The organism is Nostoc sp., from assembly GCF_036916985.1.
Lineage (GTDB): Bacteria > Cyanobacteriota > Cyanobacteriia > Cyanobacteriales > Nostocaceae > Nostoc.
In genome coordinates this window covers 190,064-214,564 of sequence record NZ_JBALFD010000082.1, presented here as the reverse complement: position 1 = coordinate 214,564, position 24,501 = coordinate 190,064, and the positions used below count along the sequence as shown (strand labels likewise).

Genomic DNA, 24,501 nt, shown 5'->3' with positions numbered 1-24,501 from the left:
TGCAGACTGATAAATATTGCTGACTGACGAGTTCTGAGTGAAAAAGTAAAATTAATTGTTTACAATAGCTGCGATCGCACTGAAATCTATTCTAGTATAAAAAAATTGTATTATAGTTAACACGCAATCAAGCTTGATCCATGATTCAATTAAATACAAAAGACCCAAAGAGCCTGAAATATCTACATTTGGAGATGTATGCAGATCGTTTTACCTAAGATATATAAAACTTTTCTGATACTAGCCACTATGACACTAGTTACAGTGTTGGCAGTCTCAGGATTTGCGAATACAAAACCTCAACACAATGTGATAATTTTTATTACCGATGGATTGCGACCTAGTAAAGTTAATGCTCAGGAAACTCCTAATCTTCATGAAATTCGCCAGCAGGGTGTGAATTTTGTCAATAGCCATTCGCTGTTTCCGACATTTACTACAGCTAATGCTTCTGCGATCGCTACTGGACATTATCTCGGTGACACTGGCGATTTCAGTAATACAATTAATGTCGGCTTTCCTGTCAAAAATGCTAGTGATAGCCCTGTTCCTTTCTTAGAAAATGACGCTGTTTTGGGAGAGCTTAACCAACACTTTGATGGTAATTACCTAAACGAAGAAAGCCTATTAGATGCCGCACGTAAAGCCGGATTTAGCACCGCTGCGGTGGGGAAGGTTGGGCCAGTCTTAATTCAAGATGTAACTCAACGAACTGGTAAACCTACAATCATAATTGATGATGCCACTGGTTCTCAAACGGGAATTCCTCTGAGTTCTGAAATAACTGAACTGTTAACCAAAAACGGCATTGCCTTAAAATCTCCAGCGCGAGGAGATAATGGTAAATCTGGTAACAGCACAGTATCAGGAACAAAAGTAGCTAATATATTTCAACAACAATACTTTGCTGATGTCACAACAAAAGTATTATTACCTCTATTCAAGCAACGGCAAAAACCTTTTGTTTTAATTTATTGGTCACGCGATCCTGATGGAACTCAGCATAATCAAGGTGATAGTCTCAACACTCTCATTCCAGGGATTAATGGCCCCACTTCACTCGCCGCTCGTCAAAATGTTGATAATAATCTTGCCCAAATCCGTGCCGTTCTCAAACAGCTAAATTTAGAAGCTTCCACAAATATTTTTGTGACAGCCGATCACGGCTTTTCTACCATCAGCAAGGAGAGCAAAACTAGCTATTCAACAACACTTAATTATTCAGATGTTCCCAAAGAATTTTTGCCACCTGGTTTTCTCGCTATTGATATTGCTCATGGTTTAAATTTGTCTTTATTTGATCCAGATAAGCAAAATGCTGCTGTTGATCCAACTCAGGGCCAGCTTTCTAAAAACGGTTTAATTGGTAAAGAACCAAATAAACCTGATGTGTTAGTGGCTGCTAACGGTGGTTCAGATTTGATTTATTTGCCTAATCCTGCAAATCGCAAAGCACTTGTCAAACAAATTGTAGATATCCTCTTAAAAGAAGATTATGTTAGCGGTTTATTTGTAGATGATGCATTAGGTTCTATTCCAGGAACTTTACCCTTAAGTGCGATCGGGCTTCGTGGTAAATCTCATCTTCCGAGTCCAGCGATCGCAGTAAACTTTAGGACATTTGATACTGGCTGTGGCGAACCAACCGCTTGTGGTGTCGAGGTTGCAGACTCTTCTTTGCAGCAAGGACAAGGTATGCATGGCTCTTTTAGCCGTGCTGATACTTACAATAATATGGCTGCGATCGGCCCTGACTTTCAGAAAGCTTTTGTAGACCGAGTACCAGTGAGTAATGCTGATGTGGCTATTACCTTGGCTGAGACTTTAAATTTGAAGATTCCACATCAAGGAAAACTTATAGGTCGTGTTTTACATGAAGCCTTGACCAAAGGAGCAAAGAAAGTTTCTTTTAAATCTCATACTCTGACATCTCAACCAGCTACTAATGGATTAAAAACGATCTTGAAGTATCAAACTGTTGGTTCAACCCGATATTTTGATGTTGCTGGTTTTCCTGGTCGTACACTCGGTTTAGCAAAATAATACAACATATTTTCTTTTAGAAAAATTGCTTATTTTTCCTGAAATGTCCAGACTCCTTCATCCCAATCTGATTCTGTTGGGGGTGATTGTAACCAATGCTGACAACGTAGTAGGTGCAACATAGCAGCTTTGTCATGGTTATCAGCTGCTAAAACTTTGGCAAACTCGGCTCTAGCAAAAGAAAACTGCCGCTTAAGGTAATACTCGCGTCCTTTATGATAATGCTCAATTACTTGCAATTTTTCGCTTTCAATTGGATTGGAACGCAAACCCAATAATTCATATATGGCTACTGGTTCGTTTCTACCTTTAACACGAATGTAATCTAGTTCTCTAGCCCAAATTTGATCTTGGCATGGTTGAAAAGTGTTATGGCTAATAATAATATCGCAACCATACTGTTTACTAACACTTTCTAAGCGGGAGCCAAGATTAACGCCATCACCAATAGCGGTAAATTCCATCCGCTTACTAGAGCCGATATTTCCACTAATCACGGTATCGGAGTTGATGCCAATGCCAATTTTAATTTTGGGCTTATCATCTGTATGGCGACGTTGATTAAATTCGTGCAGCCGATGGCGCATTTCTAAGGATGTTTGCACTGCCATCCAAGCGTGTTCTTCTAATGGTAGAGGAGAACCAAATACAGCCATGATCGCGTCGCCGATGTATTTGTCGAGAGTACCTTTATGTTTAAAGACTGCCTCCACCATTGATTCAAAATATTCATTGAGCATACTCACCACTTCTTCTGCTTCTAAGTTTTCTGTCAAAGTGGTGTAGCCACGAATATCCGAAAATAATATCGAAACTTCTTTGCGATCGCCTCCTAGTTTAGCATCATCTAATTTCAGCAATTCTTCAGCTAATTCCTGGGTCATGTAGCGGTACATCGTACTTTTGAGCCGCTTTTCATCACTGATGTCTTCCATCACCACCAGCGCCCCCCGCACTTGCTCTTGGTCGCTAGCATCGGCAATGGTGTTAATCGACAAATTAATACTATGCTGTTCTGTACCAGTGCTAATAAGTGTGCGATCGGGGTAATATTGCTGGCGACCCTTTAAGTCAACCGCATGTAAAGCATCCTGATACCACTTGCTAAAGTCGCCTTCTTTGATGCCGATGACATCATTAACTAATTTACCTTCTAAACGGTCATCTACTCCCAGTCCTAGTAAACGTTGGGCGCTTTCATTGGCAGCGATAATTAACCCAGTTTTATCAGTGGAAACTACTCCATTGGAAAGACTACGCAGAATATCCCGTTGCATTTGTTCTTGTTGCTTGACTGTGGCAAACAACTGGGCATTTTGCAACGCTACTCCCGCTTGAATATTAAAAGCTTCCATGAACTCTTCATCATTGCGGTCAAAGCTAGCTTGGAAGCAGTCGGGAGCTTTGGGCCAATCATCTGGGTTATAAGGAGGAAAATCACCATTTTTCTTTTTATTTACGAGTTGAGTAACGCCAATCAGTTGTTGATCGGCATTAAATACTGGCATACAAAGTAAACTACAGGTGCGATAGCCATTTTGCTGGTCTAGTTGTTGGGCTGTCTCTGAGTCAGGATCGTAGTACAAATCAAAGCCAATATTCAGTTTCTTACCAGAAGCCGCGACGATCCCAGCAAAACCTTTACCTACGGGGACTCGCAACTCTTTCGTTGAACCATCATCCTGAGTGATTTTCGTCCACAATTCATGACGATCGCGGTCTATTAACCATAGTGTACTGCGATCGGCATTCATCAGTTCCTTAGCTTCATCCATCACTCGTTTCAGCGTGTCTTCTAAGTCAAGACTGCTTTGAGAGAGGGACTTAATCGCCTTCATCAGCGCTGCTACAGCTCTTTGTTTTTGGGTAGCTACATAAAAAGAGCGCGAGGACTCTAAAATCAGGCGAATTGAAGGGGCAAATTCTTGAAATAATTGTTCGTCAGCACAGCTAAAACCTCTGGTATCAATGCGCTCTGCAAGTGCAGCATCGTGGTTATTTCCAGATTTTAATTTATTCAGTAATTGTACTACTGCAACTAATTGCCCATGTTCATTTAAGAGTGGCAAAGCGAGCATGGTGTAGGTGCGATAGCCAGTTCTTTTTTCTTGTTCTTGGGCAAAATGCGATCGCGGATCGTTATAAAAATCAAAAGGAATATTGATAACTTCTTTAAAAGTGGCAACTTCACCACCAATGCCTTTATTAGCAGGTATGCGAATTTCTAAAGAGCGACCGCCTTCACCCTCAGCTAAAATTGACCAGAGTTCTTGTTTTTCTTCATCCAATAAAAATATCGTCGTCCGGTCTGCTCCCAGTAATTCCCCGGTTTTTAAGGTAATCGAATGCAACATTTCTTGCAGAATGGTTTCAAACCCATGAGAATCCAGCATTGACAGGGTTTGATGGACAATCTGTAATTTTTGCTCGACATCCTTAACTACCTGTTTGAAAGTATCCTGAGTTAGGGGAGCAAGAAACGTAGAAAAAGTTCCTTGTCTTGTTGCAAGAGTACCCACAGGAGCAGAATTCGCTTGTAATTCGAGGTTTTCTTGGTTGTGAACACCAATAATCACATCAGTGGTCTCCCCACAACTTCCTTGATACGCTGACATAACTGGTATTTTATATAGCAGGATGAGATTTTAGATTTAACAATGAGATTAAATTTATGTAAGTGGTGTTAAAAGCAACAGTTCCTCGACATTATCCATAGTTTAATCGCTTGTTCAGCCAGCGTCATCCTGTGAAGTTAGGCAGAAGTTGATTACCAACAAGGATGACTTGACCAAAACCCCTTCCTACTAATGATAAATAGAGGGTCAGACCCCTCATTTAAACAAGAAAACAATGTTTTTGACAAGCGATCGCTTGTTAGTCTTGCCTTGTAATTATGTTGTAGAGGCAGACAAATTAACATTGTCGTGTCTGTAGATCATGATTTATTTTATTGAATATTATAAGTAATTTTACTGGTACTGCATTAAGTCTAGTTAAACTGCGATCGCAGATATAAATAGACCACGCGGTAGGGGCACAGCATTGCTCATGAGTGTTAACTTAACGCGAAACCGCTTGTCCGCCGGGAATTGAAATTCCCGTCTCATAAGCTAAAGTCATCTGAAGATGACTAAATATCGCCAAAAATCTCCAGTCTACTTCAGTAGACTTAAGCTATTAGCCCGAAAATTTATTTCCGGGCGGGCATGGAAGCGAATAGATCAGCTATTTCCAGCTGAAGTTGACACCAATGAGCATTGCTGTGCCCTGACGACAGATGTGGTTCAATAATCTGTTGTGATGGCTGTGGCAAATGACCAGATTGTAGATATTTATTTTTATCCAGATAAAGTTAATTAAAAATATTAAGCACAATATTATTTCAGCCAAACATAAATATAAAATCAGATGCAATCTTTGAGTTTATCCCATATTTACATGGGATAGAACATATACCCCATTGTTAGAAATCCACAGGATTATTTTGATGAAAAAATTGAAGGCTAAAGTATTTTTAGGCTTGACAGGCGCATTTTTGGCAGTAGGATACTCTGGTTTGTTGGCTAGAGAAATTCCCATACAGAGTACATCAAATCTGAGAAAGAATTTCTTAGCACAATCAGAAACCAACCAAAATGTCAATGAGTATCTGGAGAAAAATAAACCTGAGAGTTATCAAGCTCTTAAAAAGCAGTTAAATGAAGCTATTGAGGATGCAAAAAGACCGAGTAAAGATAAAGTGGTAAACAATCTTTGGCCATTGTCAAAAAATAATGCTCAAATAAAGTGGAGAGAGAATAATGGCAAAATTGAATATCTGATGGCGAATTGGAAATATGTCAAAAACCCAACTGAAGATTGGAAAGTAGGTACAAAAAAAAGTATAGAAGCACGGACTTGGTTAACAGCCGTTCCTCAAGTTAAAGAATTTTGTCAAAATTGCAAGGGTATTGGCATAAATATTCCCGATAATATTATGCTTTCTCTGAGATTACAGCAGTATTTAGGCTTAATTTTAAATAGAAACTCAAATAAGACCCATTTCATAGAAATATGGGTGAAAGCCGAAGATTTAAGTAGACCATGCGTTGATCCAGAAATTAATGATTCTAGTTGTAATGTTTTTAATATACCGATTCCTGCTAATTATCGGGTTTTGCAAGATATATACACAACTTCTTATGCAGTTGGGAGTCAAGAACATTATCCTTGGACAGGTTTAGGTTACACCTATGATTGGGGAAATCCGAAAAAACCTCGTGCAGGAGCTAGTGAGTTTCTCATTGATGGAACTAAAGAAAAACCGATAGAAGTAGAAGTTGTTTCAATCACAGCAACGAAAGAATATTGTAATAATCAATATTTAACGGTCAAAGATTAGAAATAAGCTATCATGAGACACCTCGAAGGGAAAGTGGCTTTGGTAACAGGTGCTACGCGGGGACTTGGTGGGGGAATTGCCATTGGTCTTGGTGAAGCAGGTGCAACTGTATATGTAACGGGACGGAGCCTCAACAACTCTTCTAGTAATGGGGTTTCAGGGAGTCTTAGCGAAACTCAATCAGCCATTGAGGAAGTTGGTGGTTTATGCATTCCCGTCCAAGTAGACCACAGCGACGATGAGCAGGTGAGTTTGCTGTTCGATCGCATTCAAGATGAGCAGAATGGACAACTCGATATACTGGTAAATAATGCTTACTCAGGAGTTCAGGCAATAAGAGACGCTTTTGGGCAGCCATTTTGGGATTGTGAGCCTAGTCTTTGGGATGCTAGCAATAATGTTGGTCTTCGTAGCCACTATGTTGCAAGTGTTTTTGCTGCGCGAATGATGACTAAGCGTCACTCTGGACTAATTTGCACTATTTCTTCGTGGGGTGGGATGTCTTATATTTTTAATACAGCTTATGGAGTTGGCAAAGCAGCTTGCGATCGCCTTGCTGCTAACATGGCTGTTGAACTCAAACCCCATAACGTCACTTCTGTTTCAATTTGGCCGGGTATTGTTGGTACTGAGCTTTTTTCGCGTTTTGCTTCTGAGATGAATCAAAGCAATGGTACTGACCAGAAAAACTCATTCATCAGCGATCGCTACAATTGGGAAACTCCCTTATTAACTGGACGGGCGATCGCTGCACTTGCTGGTGAAGCAAATGTTATACACCATACAGGACGTGTGCAAATTGTTGCCGAACTGGCTAAAAAATATGGAATTGTCGATGAAAATGGCGATCAACCTGCATCATTACGTTCTCTACGTTTTGTACTACCTGCTGGCTTGCCCATACTGAGAAAGTATTCATGGCTTATACCTGATATTAAAATGCCGTGGTCATTGCTATTATTGAGTGCCCTTGGCTCACCTAAAATTTAATGAGGATTGGGCATTGGGAAAAGGGCATTGGGCATTGGGCATTCGGGTAAAAAATCTCTACCAAAGACTTATTAGGGACTTCCAAATAAAAACTGGGCGGGCAGGATGCCATTAGTGTCAACTTAAGGTTAAAACCCATTTGTCAACGATGGGTTTTGTGAGGAACGAAGTATAAAGGTGAACTTTTTCTAACTTTTATACGCAAGCTGGGAGTGATGCTAATAAACAAAGCATTAATAGTCCCTGAAAAAGTTCGTTTTTTGTCCCTTTCAAGCCGAGTTTTTGAGCATAAATGCTTATTGATATAGGAAGTTTGAGCTTAACTTGACACCTATGGCAGGATGCCCACCCCACAATATTGGATAATTTATTTCTTGGAGTTCCCTTATTGTAGAGACGGCGATTCATCGCGTCTCTTGCCTTAACCGAACCGTATTGGCTGTACCCCTGCGTAGTCTATGGCGGTTCTCAATTGCGTGAAATACAGACCTAACCCCCAGCCCCTTCCCTGCGGGGGAAGGGGAGTGAGCATCAAAGCCTCTCTCCTTTTAGGAGAGAGGTCAAAATAAATGTATTGCTTCCATTCGAGAACCGCTATATTTACCTGAAAATAGCTGTAAAATCATTCTCTCCTGCCCAATCCCCAATCCCCAATCTCCAATCCCCAATCCCCAATCCCCAATCCCCAATCCCCAATCTCCAATGCCCTTTTCCCAAACAAGCTGTTTGAGGCCATAAAACTTTGTATCCTGAATTAATAGGTCTTAATTAATAGTTTTTTTAAAACTGGTGCAAGAAGATTTTAGGCTAATTGTTGATTTAGTTTCAGTTCTAGCCGTTGCAGCCTGTGGTGGACTGTTGGCAGCACTTCTGCGACAACCGGTGCTGCTAGGATATCTCATTGGCGGCATGATCATTGGGCCAGCCGGACTGGGATTGATTAAAGAAGTCATTCAAGTAGAGACTCTGGCACAGTTCGGGGTCGCCTTTTTGTTATTCGCATTGGGTGTGGAATTTTCCTTTGCAGAACTCAAGAAGGTAAAAGCGATCGCTCTTGGCGGCGGTGGACTCCAGATTGCTTTGACAATTCTAGTCACAGTTGCAATCTGCGGGTTAACTGGAGCCTGGGGAACTTTACCTGCTAAAGGTATGTTTTTAGGGTGTATTCTGTCCTTGTCTTCCACAGCCGTTGTTCTCAAGTGTTTGATGGAGCGCAACGAAACAGAAACGCCCCACGGACAGGTGATGCTGGGAATTTTAGTAGTACAGGATTTGGCACTAGGGCTGATGTTAGCAGTCTTACCAGCCCTCAACCAACCAGCAGAAACCATTGGTATCGCTGTGCTAACAGCGCTAGCTTTGATTGGTTTATTTGCAGCTGGGGCGATCGCTGCGGGGATTTGGCTGATACCGCCTTTATTGCGATTGCTAGCCCGTACCGAAAGTAAAGAACTATTTTTATTAGGAGTTGTAGCCCTGTGTTTGGGCATTGCCCTATTGACAGAGCATTTGGGGCTATCCATTGAAATGGGGGCATTTGTCGCGGGTTTGATGATTTCTGAGGTGGAGTACGCCGATCAAACCCTGACTTATGTGGAACCACTGCGGGATATCTTTGCCAGTTTATTTTTTGCCGCCATTGGGATGTTAATTGACCCAGTGTTTTTGTGGAATAATCTAGAATTGATTTTGGGGTTGGTGGCAATAGTTTTCGTCGGTAAATTTTTGATTATCACGCCCCTAGTGAAATTATTCCGCTACCCTTTGAAAACAGCCATAATCGCCGGTTTGGGACTGGCGCAAATTGGGGAATTTTCCTTTGTTCTCGCTAGTGAAGGGCAGTCTTTGGGGCTGGTGTCGCGACAAGTATATTTATTAATTTTGGGAACCACCGCAGTCACTCTCATGCTGACTCCTTTTGTACTGCGGTTAGTGCCATTTTTATTTAACTTTGCCGAATCAATGCCTTGGTTGAAACCGTACTTAGAAGAAGATGAGGCGCGAGATGTATCGGAAGATTTGCCCTTCAAAGACCATGTGGTAGTTTGTGGCTATGGGCGAGTGGGTAAGAATTTGGTGAAGTTGTTGCAGCAACATCACCTACCTGTGGTAGTAATCGACCAATCGGAAAGCAGAATTCAGCAGTTGCGTGAGGCTGGAGTGTCTTATGTATATGGTAATTGCGTAAGTTTACATGTTCTGGAAACTGCCGGCGTGAATCATGCCAAAGGAATGGCGATCGCACTCCCAGACCCGATGAGTACCCGTCTTTGCTTGAAACGCGCTTTGGAATTGTGCCCAGAATTAGATTTAGTTGTCCGTGCTACCCAGGATAAAAATATTGAAGTGCTGTATCAATTGGGAGCCAGAGAAGTTGTACAACCAGAGTTTGAAGCCAGTTTAGAAATGGCAACTTATTTATTAACTGGCTTAGGCTTGTTGTCACCAGCAGATGTCCAACGAGAAATGCAGCAAATCCGCAACGATCATTATTTAGATTTGCGGCCAGAACGTTCTGCCACTGAAGTTGCTCGTGATTTGCGCCAAGCAACTCTCGATTTAAATCAGCGCTGGTATCCTCTCCCCACTGCTTCGCCTTTGATTGGTATGACCATAGAAGAAGCAGATATGCGCTACTTAACAGGAGCAAGTTTGATGGCAATTCGCCGCGCTAACGGCGATGAAATCGATTATCCCAATAATCAAACTAAATTAGAAGAAGGCGATCGCTTGCTGGTTGTGGGAGCAGATGAAGAACTGGCAGCTTTGGCAGAATTCGCCAAGGGACAAGCGGCTGTTCCCGGAGAAAATAGTGCTTGTCAGTGGGTTACAGTCAATGCAGATGCGCCAACACTAGGTAAAACTCTTGCAGATTTAGATATCGCCAAGCAATATGGAGTGCAAGTACAGGCGATCCGGCGAGATGGCAAGTTTATCCGCTATCCTGATGGCGGTATGGATTTACGAGTTAGCGACCAAGTATTATTATGTGGTAACTTGTCAGGTCTGAGTCAACTAGAACAGTTATTTGCGATCGCCACTTCAGTACCCCTTTCTATCCCCGTGGTGAAAGCTGGTGAGGCAGAAATTCTCAAAGAGTCCCTGCCTATAGATAATTGGCGAGAATAGTCATTAGTCATTCATTGGTTATTCACAAAGGATAAATGACTAACTCTTGGGTTTAATATAAGCGATCGCTTGTTTCCAAATAATGATTTGCTGACTGTTTTCATCATTAATACAGATACACTGTGGATCTTGCCATAAAACCTTTCCTATCAGCACATCCTGAGTTAGCAGCTTTAACTCTACTGGCGTTGTTTGTTTAATCAGGTTTTGGACTTGTTTAATACTGGGCAAAGTGGTGTCAAATTCGGTAAGCATTTTTAGTAAAGATGAACCTACAAGGCAAAATAAAGAGTAACTAATCCTTGATAATTCATCCTTGAAGAAATGGCAATCGAATTTACTAAGTATCATGGTCTAGGCAACGACTTTATTTTGATTGACAATCGCTCGTCATCTTTGCCTGTATTGACACCAGAGCAAGCGATCGAGTTGTGCGATCGCCATTTTGGTATCGGTGCTGATGGTGTTATTTTTGCCCTACCCGGCGAAAACGGCACTGATTACACCATGCGGATTTTTAATTCTGATGGTTCCGAACCGGAAATGTGTGGCAATGGCATTCGCTGTTTAGCCGGCTTTTTAGCAGATTTAGAGAGACTGGGGACTGGGCAAGAATTTTCCCAATCCTCAATCACATATCGCATTCATACCCTAGCTGGTGTGATGATTCCCCAAATCCTTCCTAATGGTCAAGTAAAGGTGGATATGGGTTTACCCAGATTACTCGCTGGCGAAATTCCTACCACCCTTGCACCTGCTGAAGAAAAAGTCATTTCTTTGCCGTTGGAGGTGGCGGGGCAAACTTGGGATGTCACTTGTGTAAGTATGGGAAATCCCCACTCTATTACCTTTGTGGAAGATGTCGCAGCAATTGAGTTAGAAACCATCGGCCCCAAATTTGAGCATCACCCAGTTTTTCCGCAACGCATAAATACCGAATTTATTCAAGTAGTGCGCCGTGACTATCTAAAAATGCGGGTATGGGAACGGGGTGCTGGAATTACATTAGCTTGTGGGACTGGTGCTTGCGCTTCCTTAGTAGCTGGAGTGTTAACTGGAAAATGCGATCGCACTGCCACTATAGAATTACCAGGTGGCCCCTTACAAATTGAATGGTCAGAAGTAGACCAACGAGTTTACATGACAGGCCCAGCCGAGAGGGTATTCACAGGGAAATTATAAAGAGTGCTGAGTTCCGAGTGCTGAGTGCTGAGTAAAGAAATGAGATTCCCCACTCAGCACTCTTGTGGGGCATGGGGCATGGGGCATTGGTTATTCCCCTTGTTCTCTTTTCCCCTTATCTCCCAATACGGTTCGGTTAAGGTTTTTTGATGAAAATTATAGATCGCAAAGATCCGATAAATCGCCGTCAAGACGAAAGACTGATTATTGTAAAGACGGCGACTCATCGCGTCTCTTGTCTTAACCGAACAGTATTGCTTCATCCTCCACTCCCCAACCTTCACTAAGATTCTGGAACGATCGCAACACCATCCCTAAGATTGAGCAATCCTGAGATAATAACTTTATCTTCTGGCTGTAATCCTTCAATAACTTGGTAATTATTACCTTTGATCTCGCCTAGCTTCACTTGCCTTTGTCGAGCTACTTGTTGCAATATACCTTGGGGAGATTTTTCGGTTTCAACTACATAAACAAAAGTGTCCCCACCGATACGAGTCATTGCTGTTGTGGGGATTAAAACTCCAGGGCGCTGATTCCAGAACACTCTAGCTCTTACCAATTGATCTGCCCGTAATTGACCGTTAGGGTTATCAAAAAGTGCTTTGATTAATATCGTTTGTGTTTCATTACTGGCGCTAGGTGCGATGAAAAATACCCTACTTCTACCCAGCTTTTGACCTTGTGTATTCATAACCTCCACTGGTATTCCCTTACGCAATTGGGCCCCTTGCTGTAGTGGTACAGAGATATTCACTTCTAAAGGTCGATTTTGGGTGATATTAACTAATTGTGTGGAAGTATTAACTAAATCACCAACTTTCACAGCGATATTACCAATAGTGCCATTAAAGGGAGCGATAATTTTGTCGTACTGGATCTGCTGTGTTTGATTTACATTAGCTTGCTGCAAGGATTTTTCAGCTTGCAAGATGATGGCTCGTTGTGCTTGAATTCTGGAATCAATTGCATCAAGACTAGTCTTAGCATTGGCGAGCCTATCAGCAAACTGATTGCTAGTCTGTCGAGATATGGCTCCTTGTTCAGCTAGGTTGACAAACTTTTCGTAGTTCTGCTGGTATAATCGCACATTTGCAACGTATGAGGGTCGTTCTGCTTCCAGAGATTTAAGTGTTGCGCGGGCATTTGCCAGTTGCAATAAAAACGCTTGAGGCACAGTATTGTTAAGAGCGATCGCTGCTTGTGGTGTACGATCTACTTGGAGAATTGCCGCTCCTGCGGGGACTGGATCTCCAGATTTGACAAGTATTTGGGTAACTTGGCCCTGAATCTTCGGCTGGAGCGTGACTGAGCGCTGAGATTTTAGGCTAGCAATAAAATCTGAACTTTCCTCAATTATGCCGCTTTGCACTGTCGATATTTTGACTCTTACCCCTTGAGGTTGAGTGTTAGCAGTTGAGGGTGCTGAATTTTGCGGAGTGAGCAAACGCCAAACTATAGCTGCTCCGCCCCCTAACGATAGTAGTGCTGCTAAAAATAACCAAAGCCACCGCCGTTTTCCAGAAGGTGGCTCAAATGAGGTTTGTGGAGCTTTTTCTCCAAAATCGGTTTGAGGCTCAGGGGATGTCATGGCTTATGAGGAACTTAAAGAACAAATTAACTAGAATTCAATCAAAATTTCATCTGTTGATTGTAAATTACTGATTTGGCATGAGGTTTTATCGTAAATTATGTGTTACACCATCCAAATATACAGTTTTGATGATTCTGTCTAAATCTACCGAAAGGTGAATCCCCTCAAAATAAATCGCCGTCAAGACGCAAGACTGATTATTGTAAAGACGGCGATTCATCGCGTCTCTTGTCTTAACCGAACAGTATTGCAAGTTGTCTTACTTACAGCGATTTTAATTGACAATGCAATTCCCGATGCCAAGCGATCGCTGTTATTTCAACTAAGATTAGGATTATTTGCCAGAACTTGGGCACAACCAGATTTAAAATAACCCAAGGACTGGCCATCATCCGCTTGGAAACTTTGCCGATCCTGCTACCCAAACCGCAGTTTGGGATAGCCTTACAAGTGCGCCATTTTTCTGTGACAACTATACAATAGCGTTAAGCTAAAAGAAATCCATTTTAATATTAGTGATGTCTAATATTCAAGAACACGTAAATACTCTCGTAACGAGATTTATCCCAGGTTATAGATTTCTGCGTTTGCAAGAACTGACAATTGATAAAAATAATTCCCTCCAAACAGAAATTGATAGTAAATCAATTAAGATTCTCAGTTGGAATATTGCTAAACAAAACTATAATAAAACTTGGGTAAAAGATTTTGTAAAAATCATCGATACTTATCAGCCAAATCTAATATTATTACAAGAGTTTTCTCTCAAATTAGAAGCCGATGAATGGGGAAAATGGCTGAAAATGAATTGGAGCTTTGCACCTAACTTTGTAGATATTCATCATCAAACCTATTCGGGGATTTTCACAGCAGCTACAATTAGTCCAATTACCAAACAAGTTATCACTACTGAACATCATGAGCCGATTGTGAGAACTCCTAAAATTTCTTTAATTACTGAGTATCTGCTATCTGAACAAAGCACAACTCTCCTGACAATCAATAGCCATTTGATAAATTTTGTAGATTTAAATAAATTTAAAATACAACTGCAAGAATTAGAGCTAGCGTTATCTATACATCGTGGCCCATTAATATTTTCAGGAGATTTCAATACTTGGAGTCGAAAAAGAGCAGTTATCCTCAATCAAGTAACAACTAAATTAGGGTTAACGTCTGTCGTTTTTGCACCTCATGATCAGGATAAAATTAAACGCTTCCTACTATCACCCCCTTTAGATCATATCTTTTACCGAGATATCAGTGTGAAGAAAGCTAGTGCGAAAGTGCTAGACGAAATTTGTTCATCAGATCACAAACCATTGCTGGCAGAATTTACTTATACCAATCCTCAAAAAAATTAAGATGCTTGTAGATAGTAGTGTTCTCGCAATTTTTAGCACAGCGACAGTTGTTGTTCATTTCGTGGGAGTTATACATGCAGCCCATGCAGTGATGAATGTGCGTTCTTCCCAAGGGGCAATTGCTTGGAGTATTTCTCTAATTACCTTTCCCTGGCTAGCAATTCCGTTGTATTGGATTTTAGGAAGAACTAAATTTCACGGATATGCTGAAACACTACGCTCAGTCTATGCACAACACTACAAGCTTTTACATCCTACTTATAGCGAACTGATTAAATTTCAAGTTGCGCCACCCGATAATCTCGCTGAATTACAACCATTAGCGGAGACTTTTACAGATATTTCTTTCACATCAGGGAATGCTGCCGAATTACTGATTAATGGTCAGCAAACCTATGAAGCAATGCTGAAAAAGATTGCAGCAGCGACAAATTATATTTTGTTTCAATTTTATACTGTTAACGATGACCAATCAGGTAATGAGTTTAAAGAAGCGTTGATTGCTAAAGCCAAGCAAGGAATCAGCATCTATTTTCTCTACGATGAAATTGGTTCAAAGAAACTATCTCGCCCTTATATCGAGTCTCTACAACAGCATGGAATTGCAGTCAGTGCATTTAACACTACCAAAGGTCAAGGTAATCGGTTCCAATTTAATTTTCGCAATCATCGGAAAATTCTGGTAGTGGATGGAGAAATAGCATTTGTAGGTGGACTGAATATTGGTGACGAATATTTAGGAAAAAATCCTCGATTGAGTCCCTGGCGTGATACTCATATCATGCTTGAAGGCCCAACTGTACAAAGCCTACAAAACTCTTTTGTGCGAGATTGGTATTGGGCGACTCGAAAACTTATCGAAGTTAATTGGCAGGTAAAAGTTAATCAGGAAACTAATCAAACTGCATTTATACTTCCTACAGGCCCCGCAGATAGTTTGCCAGCTTGTAAGCTTTTTTTCGTTGAACTAATTAATCAAGCTCAAACTCACCTCTGGATTGCTAGTCCATACTTTGTGCCGGATGAGGCAACATTGTCGGCTTTAAAACTAGCAGCAATGCGAGGTGTAGATGTGCGAATCATCTTACCAAATCGACCCGATCACTTATTTGTTTATTTATGTTCCTTCTCTTACTACACCGAAATGGAAACAATCGGTATCAAATTGTATCGTTATAAAAATGGGTTTATGCACCAGAAAATTATAGTGGTTGATAAGAATCTCGCAGGAGTAGGAACTGTGAATTTAGATAATCGCTCTTTTTCTCTAAATTTTGAAGTTATGGGTTTTGTTACCGAGCCTGAGTTTGTCCAAAGTGTGAAAAAGATGTTAGAGGATGATTTAGCCGTCTGTGTTGCTGTTGATCTTCATGAGTACGATAAAAAACCTTTTTGGTTTAAGTTAGCCGTGAGAGTCTCGCGATTGCTGACTCCTTTACTTTAATGTGAGTCGTAGGGGTACAGCATTGCTCATTGATGTCAACTTAACGTGAAAACTAGTAGTCTGTCCCAAAAGTTTTGAGAGGTTAGTGGTGTTCAGATCCCCGACAACTTCTGCGAAGTCGGGGATCTAGCAGCCCCACAAAAGTTATGGTTTTTAGCAGAGAATTAACTTTTTGGCATTCCCTAAATATCTAACCCAACTACCATTAAATCAGGCGAATGTTCAACATTAAACTGATAATATATTTCTCGCCGCTCTTGGGGTGGAAGAGTTAATAGCCATTCTAAAATTCCCATTTCACCAAGTTGAATTTGTGGGTTACTGCGACTAAGACGCACTTTAATTTGCTCGTTGCGGCTAACTGGCAATTGTTCTGTTAGTTTCAGATTTAATTCTTTATCGAGTAAGTTAGTAATTATCAACCGATAACTGTAAGTAGTCCGGCGCTGGCTGCTAATTAATCTTTTATCTACCAAACGCTCAACTAAGTCGCGCTCTATTTTTAAACCTTCATCAATTCCTAAATTCAGTTTGAATTCTTGCCCTGGGGCAATATTGTCTAACCCAGTAGTGCCGACAAAAACGTTGTCGCGAAAAATATTCGCTTTACCTGCTAACAAAGTCGCACCATTGGGATTATTTTTCACATTCGCTTGTAGATAAGCAAAACTTACCAAGCGCGGCATTGCGACATAATCGAAGCTACAAGGATAATCATCGTTGAAAATCGTAGTTTTATGGGGTGCGCCATCACTGGGAATGTTGCCGCCACTATTCAATTTAAAGGTAACTACACTTCCTTGTTTGGATACTTCTGCTATAACGGTTTCTGCTGGAATGAGACTATCCTCGGTAGCTTCGTCTTGTTCTTGCCAATCTGCTCTGGCGGCAGCAGCAGGCGGCTCTGGTATGCTAGGCAGCAGTGGTGGCTGGGCATCAAATTGTCGTCGGCGTAACATTTGGGGACGTGGTGCATCAATATACCAGGGTTCAAGTTTGGGTGGGAGTGTACCTAATCCTGGTTTAGCCGTAGAAAGGGTGAGATTTGCACCAATCCAATCTTCACCAGTACTTTGGGTGATTTCTGCAAGATAGCTTAGATGCACAATATCGCTGGTAGTGCTAAAGCGCAAGTCATAAAGCGGATTCCAGCTAGCGCGATTTACTATGTAGGATACCTCTAATTCAAATTCGCCTTCACCCGCTACTTCAACTGCGACAACTAAGTTAAAACTCTCTTTCGGATGGGGTGTTTGGATTTTTTGCAATGAGGTGTGGAGTGCTTGCAGTTGTTTGTCTAATTCCTGCTGTTGGGTTTTGCACTCTCCAGATGCGATCGCATATTCACTATACTGGCTTCCGAGAAAGTTCAGGAAATCCAAAGTTTCGCTAAGGCTGAGATTTTTCCTAGACAAACTCTGTGCAAAGGGTTCTTCTGTTTTTTCACGTAAGCCGGCGATAAAACTAGATTGCAATGCTAAAGCATCTACTTGGGCTTGTAGGTGGCGTTTTTCTGCTTCTAATTGCTGAATTTGTCTTGTTAAATGTGCTACTCGTTCTGCTATCGGTTCAGTAGTGTAAATGCGATCGCTACTAACTCCCAGCAAGCGCACCCCTACCGTACCTGTACCACTAACCCTGACAGACTCAGTTTCTAGAGTTATTGGCACTGGGGTAATTACTAATTCCTGTTCAATTCCTGTTAAATTAACAACACCCCGCCGTGTAACCAATGCTCTATCAGCATACACGGTAACAGCTACAATCTCGCTTTGTACTGTTTTGCGCCAAGACGGTAGTTCCGGGTTAACCATTGCCAGTTTTCCCCCATTTTTAATGATTCTGCTGGTTAATTGTCAATGTTTCCCGGTCTAAGAGTCAACCCCCCTTTAGGTAATTCGTAATTATGGACTTCCAAATAAAAAAATATCCAATTAACTCTTGTAGGGTAGGCGTCTCGCCCGCCCAGCTTATATGGCGGGCAAGATGCCCACCCCACAAAATTGGATAATTTATTTCTTGGAGTTCCCTTACGAATTACGAATTACCTATGAATTGGTTCGAGCGTACTAGAAGCAGTATCAGAACTTTGCTCGACAAAATTCTTTGCCGCAGCTAGTAGATACTCATAATAGGCACGAGCGACGATAGAGAGCTGCTTGCCAGATGGGTAAACCATGTACCAATGTCGCTGAATGGGGAAGTGTTGTACATCTAAAATGCTAAACTCTGAAGTGTCTGATAGTAAGGTATGACGAGATAAAACAGAAATACCTAAACCACCTGCGATCGCTTGTTTAATTGCTTCATTACTTCCCAATTCTAGCTTGACTTTTACCGTTACCCCTTGCTCTTCAAATAGCTTTTGGACGGCGCGGCGTGTTCCTGAACCAGGCTCCCGCATAATAAAAGGTTCGTGAGACAGGCGTTGGATAGGAATATTTTTTTCTTTGGATAACGGATGATTAGTCGGTGCAAATACGATCAAAGGGTTTTCTAAAAATGGTTCACAAGTCACATCTATATTGTCTGGAATTTGACTCATAATATATAAGTCATCCAAATTTTGACTCATCCGTTCTAAAATTTGTTCGTGATTTGTTACTTGTAGCGAGATATCAATCCCTGGATAAAGTTCGCAAAACGGCCCTAACAAACGTGGGATAAAATATTTTGCTGTGGTAATCACTGCCAAGCGTAATTGTCCCTGTTTTAGCCCTTTTAAATCTGCCACCTTCATTTCATACTGGGCTATATTGTGAAAAATCTGCCGACAAGTGGCAAATAACTCCCGTCCGGCTTCCGTCAGATACAATCGCTTCCCTACTTGCTCAAATAATGGCAGCCCTACCGTTTTTGTAAGTTGCTTGATCTGCATAGAAACAGTAGGTTGGGTGAGAAACAATTCCTCAGCAGCACGAGTAAAGCTACTGTGCCGTGCCGCCGCCTCGAACACCTTTAACTGGTGCAGCGTCGCTTGGTTCAAGGGTGATTCTCCTGTATATAGCGATTAATAGATATAAGACTAGTATTGCTGAACACTGGCAAATGATATAGTGATGCTCACAGAAAGTTACGAGTTTTATCATAGATAAAACTCTATTCTTGATATTATAATAATGGTATTTTCTTTATGGATTCAAGAAGCTATTATCAGAACAGCTAAAGCGTAAGATGCCTTCCATCTCCCGATGAATGATGAATAAGGATTTTCCCAAATTCATCTATCATCATTCATCATTCCATAATTCTTCTGTAACTTTTGTCGGTAGCTTGGTTAAGTCTGGTAATCTTAATACTTCGATTTCGGCAACTTGTTCTTTAATATTCACTGGCAAGTTTAACGGTTCCCGTTCTTCTATCCAGCAGCTTGCTAAGGGCAAGGTTAACTCCATTTCATCAAGGGGTCGAGGAATTACCATCACAGCATTCAATTCCCCAATACGTTCTGCCTCAAACATTCCCGCTTCCACTGCTACCGCCACATTGGCTACGGAACCACGGATAATCGCTGTACACAAACCCGCACCAATTTTTTCATAAGCTGCTAAATGAACATCAGCAGCTTTGAGCATGGCATCACACGCTCCCACCATCGCCGGAAATCCTCGCGTTTCTACCAAACCAATTGCTTGATTACTCAGACGGCTGTAATTGCCCTCTTCCATCAATTTCGTAAAACGGGTTGTGATGGGAAGCACTATATCTAGGTTGGCATAAGGTCGGGGAATCACTAAACTAGAAACCAGCTGACCAAACTGTTCAGCCGTTTGCACGCCTGATTCTACCGCCAGACGCACATCAGCAATTCCACCCCGAACGATCGCAGTACAATGACCACTACCAGTTTTTTCATACCCAACGAGGTGAACTCCTGCCGATTTCAGCATCATATCTGCTGTCCCCACGATCGCGGGAAAGCTGCGGGTAGAAACTAAACCCAAGGCGGTATCCTGAAAGGTTTCTTGACTACTCGCCCCTTGGTTGCTGCGAGTAGACCGTTGATTAGATGTTTCCATGATGAATTCTCCAAAATACGGAAAAAGCCGACACCTTACAATTAACACTTACTCGAACTAATCGTCAGAGTTTGGGTTGCTCAAGGATTGTCTATGAGGAAACAATGTAGTCAACAGTCTGCTGATGCTCCCTTGTCCATAAATTTGAGTCCCGAAACCATTAGGGGATTCTGTAGTTGGCTGATTGGGGTCTGAATGATATTCTGTAGACTCTTGGGCGGCTGACTCCAAGGTGGAGTTAGCATCATTGGCAGGTTCCTCTACGGGAGGAGGCTGACTTTCGGGAGTGGCGGGAGATTTAAAATAAGAAATCGACTTGTTTTGTTTGAAATCTACAAAAGCCGCAGCTGAGAAGTTAGTCGAGGAAGTTACCTTTTCCTTAACCTCACCTGAGCCATTTTCCTCTTCCTTTGGCGGTACTGCATTTGTAGAAGTAGGGTTATTTGTAGATGGTTCTGGTTCCTTGATTTGGCTAATCTGCCGACTGGTGTCTCCTAAAATTGAACCAGGTGGTACTACTTGTCCAGGTTCAACCGAATAGTTAAAAACTGTTGTTGCTGAACCAATACAAGCATTTGTTCCAATTTTGCCTTTGCCAACCATCAAAAAACCGGCTCCCAGGTTTGCACCTGCTTCTACCTCTAGAGTGCCTTCATGGACTTGGAGAATTGCTCCCATCCCAATGCAGACCCCTGCCCCAATGATGATCTTGCTATTTACAGCCGCTTGGAGGATCACCCCAGGTGCAAGTACCGCGCTTGGATGAATAGTCACCTCACCACTAATGTAAGAATCAAAGTTATTGCTGAGGCGCAGTGGCGGCACAGACATGGAAATTTTAACCTCGGAAGCAGGTGTAGTGCTGAGTGCTGAGTGCTGAGTGCTGAGTATGTTCACAAAATCTGAGCTTACAGCTGGTTTAACTGGTGTCTTTAAAGTGTTAACTCAGACTCAGCACTTTTAACTCAGCACTGTTATGGTCGTTGAATAATCGTTTCTAATACTCGACGCTTGGCTTTGGGGTCAACACCAATTAAGCGTACATATTCCCCTGGATATTCGCCGAGTTGTCCTTCTACGGCTGCGATCGCTTCTCTTTCTGAGGAGGCTTGAATTTGACCGGTACTAGTCCAGGAACCTGTACGGAATCGCCGTTGATCTACATGCTCAACGCTAATTTTATACCCACCAGCTAATAGTTGCCGGAGTTGTTCTACTACTTCAGTACTCAAGCGGGTAGCGGTAGCGGTAGCGGTAGCTGTTGCTTTTGCAGAGGGTGTTGCACTAGTAGTAAATGATTTCTGACTGCCAGAGGAGGCTACTTGACCGTTTGGACGTTGGATAATAGTCTCTAATATCCGCCGTTTGGCTTTCGGGTCAATACCAATTAAGCGTACATATTCCCCTGGATATTCGCCGAGTTGTCTTTCTACAGCTGCGATCGCTTCTCTTTCTGAGGAGGCTTGAATTTGACCAGTACTAGTCCAGGAACCTGTACGGAAGCGACGCTCATCTACGTGTTCTATGCTAATTTTAGAGCCACCAGCCAATAATTGCCGGAGTTGGTCTACTACTTCTGTACTCAAGTGGCTACTGGTAGCTGTTGCTGTAGCAGAGCTAGCACTGGTAGCAAATGATTTCTGACTACCAGAGGGTGCTACTTGACCATTTGGACGTTGGATAATGCTTTCTAATACCCGCCGTTTAGCTTTGGTATCAATGCCGATTAAACGCACATATTCGCCTGGATGGCTTTCTATACATTCTTCTAAGGCGGAGATGACTTGATTTGTGGAAGTTGCTTCTATTGGCTTGCAACTAGTCCAGGAACCAGTGCGGAAGCGCCGCTCATCTACGTGTTCTACGCCAATTTTATAACCACTTGCCAAAAGTTGACGGATCTGATCTAGTGTTTCGCCATTAACTTTGGCACTGCTAGAGCCATTACTGTTACCATTACCATTACTGCTGCTGTAGCTACCATTGCTATGGCTACTAATTGGAGCTTTAAAACTGGTCGCTGGTTTTGCATCACCATCTGGACGTTGGATGATGCTCTCAAGCACACGCCGTCTACCTTTGTCAATGCCAAATAGGCGGACATACTCACCGCTATGGTCATTTAGACAGCTTTCTAAGGCTGCGATCGCTTCACCGATTGATCTCGGTTCAATTGGTTGACAACTAGTCCAAGAACCTGTGCGGAATCGTCTTTGGTCTACGTGTTCCGTACCAATTTTATAACCTTGTTGTAATAGATACCGCAACTGATCTATTGTTTCTGCACCCAAGCTATTGCTCGCCACTTCACTACTCCTTTCTAGCTCTAAAACAGTAATACCATTACCTGTATAAGATTTAGCAACTTCATCCCGAATGGGTGCTATACATTTGATATCCGCAGCACAGAGATAACCAGCTCGTAATGCCTGATTAATCCCAACCACATGATGAGCAAATTCCTTATCTTGATCTTGCACATCTGGCAAGCGGTCAGCTTGCTGCTGGCTGGTAATTATCGCTCCCGAAGGTATATATTTACCAGGGGGAATCTCTACGTCTTGAATCAAAGCGTGCATCATCACGATGCAACCTGCACCCACTCTGGCATTAAACACCGTCGAGCGAAAGCCAATGAAGGAATTATCCCCTACATAAGCTGGCCCGTGAATTAGAGCCATGTGGGTAATGCAAGTGTTTTTACCAATCCATACCGAGTATTTATTTTGGTCATCACCAATTACTCGTCCTTGCTCCAATCCATGAATGACAACACCATCTTGAATATTAGTGTTTTCACCAAGATAAAAGGGTGTACCTTCATCCGCTCTAATCGTAGTCCCCGGAGCAACGATTACATTTGCACCTATTCGTACATCCCCAATTAGATTGGCGAACGAATGTACAAAGGAAGTTTCATGGATTTGGGGTTCAGCTAAATTCCTTGACCACGGGGTTGGGGGTGCCGCCGTGCTGCGGACTGCCATCGCGAGATTCCTCCTGTATTTTCTGTCATTAGTCATTTGTCCTTTGTCGAGAACTAATGACCAATGACTACTGACTATCAATATTGATCTTTTTTGCTGTAAATTAGGCGATCTTCAACGTAAATAGTATCTATGATCGCCACCACTGCTGCATCCAATGGACGCTGTTCATTGCCAACAACTTGACGAGCGGCACTACCACGAGTGATGAGTACCCACTCATCTACTCCTGCTCCCACAATATCTGCTGCTACTTCATACTCTGGTAGGATATTGCCGTTTTCATCTACTAATTGTAACAACAGTAGTTTCACACCTCTAAGACTTGGATCTTTTTGGGTGCTAACTACTGTGCCGCGAACTTTGGCAATTTGCATTACAAATTACGGTCTTCTACCGAAAGGACGAATTGCATTCACATTTTCCCGGAACTGCTCTACATCTTCGGTATAACGAATTGGTAGAACGTATTCTAAGTTTTCGTGAGGACGAGCAATGATGTGAGTAGACAGTACTTGTCCGCCATTGACTCGCTTTACAGATTCAACTCCTGCGGCCACAGAAGCTTGCACTTCGGAAACGTCACCCCGAACAATTACCGTTACCCGACCACTACCAATTTTTTCATAACCTACTAAAGTGACGCGAGCCGCTTTCACCATTGCGTCGGCAGCTTCCACCACTGCTGGAAAGCCTAGCGTTTCAACCATTCCCACTGCAATTGACATTAGTTTTAATCCCTTTTTTATTGTTTTTAGCCTTGGACAAAAGTGATGCTCAATCAGGTAAAGAGCTTTAATTACTTTGTTTAAACAGCTTTTAAGTACGGAATTGTTCTACCGCTTCTGTGTAACGTATCGGCAAGACGTATTCCAGGTTTTCGTGAGGACGAGCAATGATGTGAGTGGATAACACTTCACCACCAAAGACTCTTTTCGCCGCTTCAACTCCAGCTGCTACAGAAGCTTGAACTTCCGATACATCTCCCCTAACTATGACGGTGACACGAGCGCTACCAATTTTTTCATAGCCCACCAAAGTGACACGGGCGGCTTTCACCATCGCATCAGCAGCTTCTACAACTGCTGGAAAGCCTTTCGTTTCAATCATCCCAACTGCAATTGGCATCGCAGAACTCCTACAAAATGAATCAGATCGGTACTGTTGTTTGAAATTTTTGACGGGGAGAGGTTTATCTTATAGCTAAGAAAACACTTCCAAATTAAGCATAGGAAAGCTTGGCGTCCCTGGCAATATAAATTACTATAATAGTTTATGATAAGAAAGTTTTAAAAAACTTAACAAAAAGTTATCTGTCCTTCTGGGCGATTAAAGTTCACTAATTCTTAGAGAGGCCACTTATGCTTT

Annotated in this window: 21 protein-coding genes; 10 read left to right on the top strand and 11 right to left on the bottom strand. The window is 42.1% G+C overall.

Going from position 1 to position 24,501, the window contains the following annotated elements; all coding sequences use genetic code 11:
- The first annotated feature begins 249 nt into the window (after nucleotides 1-249).
- On the top strand, nucleotides 250-2,043 hold the full coding sequence (locus V7L07_RS27370) for an alkaline phosphatase family protein (RefSeq protein WP_335062132.1): 1,794 nt from the start codon (nucleotides 250-252) through the stop codon (nucleotides 2,041-2,043).
- A gap of 29 nt (nucleotides 2,044-2,072) precedes the next feature.
- Here V7L07_RS27370 and V7L07_RS27365 read toward each other — a convergent pair whose 3' ends face one another.
- Complete coding sequence (locus V7L07_RS27365) at nucleotides 2,073-4,658, bottom strand: GAF domain-containing protein (protein ID WP_335062130.1); 2,586 nt, start codon at nucleotides 4,656-4,658, stop codon at nucleotides 2,073-2,075.
- Between the two features lie 511 nt (nucleotides 4,659-5,169).
- Between V7L07_RS27365 and V7L07_RS27360 the strand changes: the two genes are divergently transcribed.
- The 4 genes from V7L07_RS27360 (at nucleotide 5,170) to V7L07_RS27345 (ending at nucleotide 10,543) form a co-directional block, all read left to right on the top strand.
- Complete coding sequence (locus V7L07_RS27360) at nucleotides 5,170-5,334, top strand: hypothetical protein (protein WP_335062128.1); 165 nt, start codon at nucleotides 5,170-5,172, stop codon at nucleotides 5,332-5,334.
- A 196-nt stretch (nucleotides 5,335-5,530) separates the two neighbouring features.
- Nucleotides 5,531-6,424 carry a hypothetical protein gene (locus V7L07_RS27355; protein ID WP_335062126.1) on the top strand — a complete coding sequence of 298 codons (894 nt, stop codon included), beginning with the start codon at nucleotides 5,531-5,533 and terminating at the stop codon, nucleotides 6,422-6,424.
- 12 nt (nucleotides 6,425-6,436) lie between these two features.
- Nucleotides 6,437-7,414, top strand: a complete 978-nt coding sequence (locus tag V7L07_RS27350) for an SDR family NAD(P)-dependent oxidoreductase (RefSeq protein ID WP_335062124.1) — start codon at nucleotides 6,437-6,439, stop codon at nucleotides 7,412-7,414.
- 789 nt (nucleotides 7,415-8,203) lie between these two features.
- Nucleotides 8,204-10,543: a cation:proton antiporter domain-containing protein gene (locus V7L07_RS27345; protein ID WP_335062122.1), complete on the top strand. Its 2,340-nt coding sequence runs from the start codon at nucleotides 8,204-8,206 to the stop codon at nucleotides 10,541-10,543.
- 39 nt (nucleotides 10,544-10,582) lie between these two features.
- Here the strand turns inward: V7L07_RS27345 and V7L07_RS27340 are convergent, their stop codons facing one another.
- Nucleotides 10,583-10,798, bottom strand: a complete 216-nt coding sequence (locus tag V7L07_RS27340; protein WP_335062120.1) for an Hfq-related RNA-binding protein — start codon at nucleotides 10,796-10,798, stop codon at nucleotides 10,583-10,585.
- A gap of 69 nt (nucleotides 10,799-10,867) precedes the next feature.
- Between V7L07_RS27340 and dapF the strand changes: the two genes are divergently transcribed.
- Nucleotides 10,868-11,725, top strand: coding sequence for a diaminopimelate epimerase (dapF, locus tag V7L07_RS27335; RefSeq protein WP_335062118.1), 858 nt, complete (start codon nucleotides 10,868-10,870; stop codon nucleotides 11,723-11,725).
- Between the two features lie 149 nt (nucleotides 11,726-11,874).
- Nucleotides 11,875-12,012: a hypothetical protein gene (locus V7L07_RS27330; protein WP_335062116.1), complete on the top strand. Its 138-nt coding sequence runs from the start codon at nucleotides 11,875-11,877 to the stop codon at nucleotides 12,010-12,012.
- Here V7L07_RS27330 and V7L07_RS27325 read toward each other — a convergent pair.
- Entirely contained in the window at nucleotides 12,009-13,316 is a 1,308-nt protein-coding gene (locus tag V7L07_RS27325; protein ID WP_335062114.1) for an efflux RND transporter periplasmic adaptor subunit, read from the bottom strand. The genes V7L07_RS27330 and V7L07_RS27325 overlap by 4 nt on opposite strands.
- Nucleotides 13,317-13,473: 157 nt before the next feature.
- On the opposite strand from V7L07_RS27325, the gene V7L07_RS27320 reads away from it, so the two are divergent.
- The 3 genes from V7L07_RS27320 (at nucleotide 13,474) to cls (ending at nucleotide 16,127) form a co-directional block, all read left to right on the top strand.
- Nucleotides 13,474-13,692, top strand: coding sequence for a hypothetical protein (locus V7L07_RS27320; protein ID WP_335062112.1), 219 nt, complete (start codon nucleotides 13,474-13,476; stop codon nucleotides 13,690-13,692).
- A 145-nt stretch (nucleotides 13,693-13,837) separates the two neighbouring features.
- Nucleotides 13,838-14,683, top strand: coding sequence for an endonuclease/exonuclease/phosphatase family protein (locus V7L07_RS27315; RefSeq protein ID WP_335062111.1), 846 nt, complete (start codon nucleotides 13,838-13,840; stop codon nucleotides 14,681-14,683).
- Between the two features lies 1 nt (nucleotide 14,684).
- On the top strand, nucleotides 14,685-16,127 hold the full coding sequence (gene cls / locus V7L07_RS27310; RefSeq protein ID WP_335062110.1) for a cardiolipin synthase: 1,443 nt from the start codon (nucleotides 14,685-14,687) through the stop codon (nucleotides 16,125-16,127).
- A gap of 182 nt (nucleotides 16,128-16,309) precedes the next feature.
- Here cls and V7L07_RS27305 read toward each other — a convergent pair whose 3' ends face one another.
- The 8 genes from V7L07_RS27305 to V7L07_RS27270 all read right to left on the bottom strand — a co-directional run bounded on the left by V7L07_RS27305 (nucleotide 16,310) and on the right by V7L07_RS27270 (nucleotide 24,261).
- Nucleotides 16,310-17,941, bottom strand: coding sequence for a mucoidy inhibitor MuiA family protein (locus tag V7L07_RS27305; RefSeq protein WP_335062108.1), 1,632 nt, complete (start codon nucleotides 17,939-17,941; stop codon nucleotides 16,310-16,312).
- A 230-nt stretch (nucleotides 17,942-18,171) separates the two neighbouring features.
- On the bottom strand, nucleotides 18,172-19,113 hold the full coding sequence (locus V7L07_RS27300; protein ID WP_335062106.1) for a LysR family transcriptional regulator: 942 nt from the start codon (nucleotides 19,111-19,113) through the stop codon (nucleotides 18,172-18,174).
- A 244-nt stretch (nucleotides 19,114-19,357) separates the two neighbouring features.
- On the bottom strand, nucleotides 19,358-20,146 hold the full coding sequence (locus tag V7L07_RS27295) for a BMC domain-containing protein (protein ID WP_335062103.1): 789 nt from the start codon (nucleotides 20,144-20,146) through the stop codon (nucleotides 19,358-19,360).
- A 57-nt stretch (nucleotides 20,147-20,203) separates the two neighbouring features.
- The gene (locus tag V7L07_RS27290; protein ID WP_335062235.1) at nucleotides 20,204-20,977 is read right to left on the bottom strand and encodes a transferase; all 774 of its coding nucleotides are present in this window, start codon (nucleotides 20,975-20,977) and stop codon (nucleotides 20,204-20,206) included.
- Nucleotides 20,978-21,120: 143 nt separating this feature from the next.
- Nucleotides 21,121-23,133, bottom strand: coding sequence for a ribulose bisphosphate carboxylase small subunit (locus V7L07_RS27285; RefSeq protein ID WP_335062101.1), 2,013 nt, complete (start codon nucleotides 23,131-23,133; stop codon nucleotides 21,121-21,123).
- Between the two features lie 77 nt (nucleotides 23,134-23,210).
- On the bottom strand, nucleotides 23,211-23,510 hold the full coding sequence (locus tag V7L07_RS27280) for a EutN/CcmL family microcompartment protein (RefSeq protein WP_334799553.1): 300 nt from the start codon (nucleotides 23,508-23,510) through the stop codon (nucleotides 23,211-23,213).
- A gap of 6 nt (nucleotides 23,511-23,516) precedes the next feature.
- Nucleotides 23,517-23,861 carry a carbon dioxide-concentrating mechanism protein CcmK gene (locus V7L07_RS27275; RefSeq protein WP_010995041.1) on the bottom strand — a complete coding sequence of 115 codons (345 nt, stop codon included), beginning with the start codon at nucleotides 23,859-23,861 and terminating at the stop codon, nucleotides 23,517-23,519.
- A gap of 91 nt (nucleotides 23,862-23,952) precedes the next feature.
- A complete protein-coding gene (locus V7L07_RS27270) occupies nucleotides 23,953-24,261 on the bottom strand; it encodes a carbon dioxide-concentrating mechanism protein CcmK (RefSeq protein WP_012410633.1) in 309 nt (102 codons plus the stop codon).
- Between the last annotated feature and the right edge of the window lie 240 nt (nucleotides 24,262-24,501).

What these genes read in the sequence shown, in the direction of transcription:
- V7L07_RS27370 (WP_335062132.1), top strand. Translation starts at nt 250, where the DNA reads ATGACACTAGTTACAGTGTTGGCAGTCTCAGGATTTGCGAATACAAAA.
- V7L07_RS27365 (WP_335062130.1), bottom strand. Translation starts at nt 4,658, where the DNA reads ATGTCAGCGTATCAAGGAAGTTGTGGGGAGACCACTGATGTGATTATT.
- V7L07_RS27360 (WP_335062128.1), top strand. Translation starts at nt 5,170, where the DNA reads ATGACTAAATATCGCCAAAAATCTCCAGTCTACTTCAGTAGACTTAAG.
- V7L07_RS27355 (WP_335062126.1), top strand. Translation starts at nt 5,531, where the DNA reads ATGAAAAAATTGAAGGCTAAAGTATTTTTAGGCTTGACAGGCGCATTT.
- V7L07_RS27350 (WP_335062124.1), top strand. Translation starts at nt 6,437, where the DNA reads ATGAGACACCTCGAAGGGAAAGTGGCTTTGGTAACAGGTGCTACGCGG.
- V7L07_RS27340 (WP_335062120.1), bottom strand. Translation starts at nt 10,798, where the DNA reads ATGCTTACCGAATTTGACACCACTTTGCCCAGTATTAAACAAGTCCAA.
- dapF (WP_335062118.1), top strand. Translation starts at nt 10,868, where the DNA reads ATGGCAATCGAATTTACTAAGTATCATGGTCTAGGCAACGACTTTATT.
- V7L07_RS27330 (WP_335062116.1), top strand. Translation starts at nt 11,875, where the DNA reads ATGAAAATTATAGATCGCAAAGATCCGATAAATCGCCGTCAAGACGAA.
- V7L07_RS27325 (WP_335062114.1), bottom strand. Translation starts at nt 13,316, where the DNA reads ATGACATCCCCTGAGCCTCAAACCGATTTTGGAGAAAAAGCTCCACAA.
- V7L07_RS27315 (WP_335062111.1), top strand. Translation starts at nt 13,838, where the DNA reads ATGTCTAATATTCAAGAACACGTAAATACTCTCGTAACGAGATTTATC.
- cls (WP_335062110.1), top strand. Translation starts at nt 14,685, where the DNA reads ATGCTTGTAGATAGTAGTGTTCTCGCAATTTTTAGCACAGCGACAGTT.
- V7L07_RS27305 (WP_335062108.1), bottom strand. Translation starts at nt 17,941, where the DNA reads ATGGTTAACCCGGAACTACCGTCTTGGCGCAAAACAGTACAAAGCGAG.
- V7L07_RS27295 (WP_335062103.1), bottom strand. Translation starts at nt 20,146, where the DNA reads ATGGAAACATCTAATCAACGGTCTACTCGCAGCAACCAAGGGGCGAGT.
- V7L07_RS27290 (WP_335062235.1), bottom strand. Translation starts at nt 20,977, where the DNA reads ATGTCTGTGCCGCCACTGCGCCTCAGCAATAACTTTGATTCTTACATT.
- V7L07_RS27285 (WP_335062101.1), bottom strand. Translation starts at nt 23,133, where the DNA reads ATGGCAGTCCGCAGCACGGCGGCACCCCCAACCCCGTGGTCAAGGAAT.
- V7L07_RS27280 (WP_334799553.1), bottom strand. Translation starts at nt 23,510, where the DNA reads ATGCAAATTGCCAAAGTTCGCGGCACAGTAGTTAGCACCCAAAAAGAT.
- V7L07_RS27275 (WP_010995041.1), bottom strand. Translation starts at nt 23,861, where the DNA reads ATGTCAATTGCAGTGGGAATGGTTGAAACGCTAGGCTTTCCAGCAGTG.
- V7L07_RS27270 (WP_012410633.1), bottom strand. Translation starts at nt 24,261, where the DNA reads ATGCCAATTGCAGTTGGGATGATTGAAACGAAAGGCTTTCCAGCAGTT.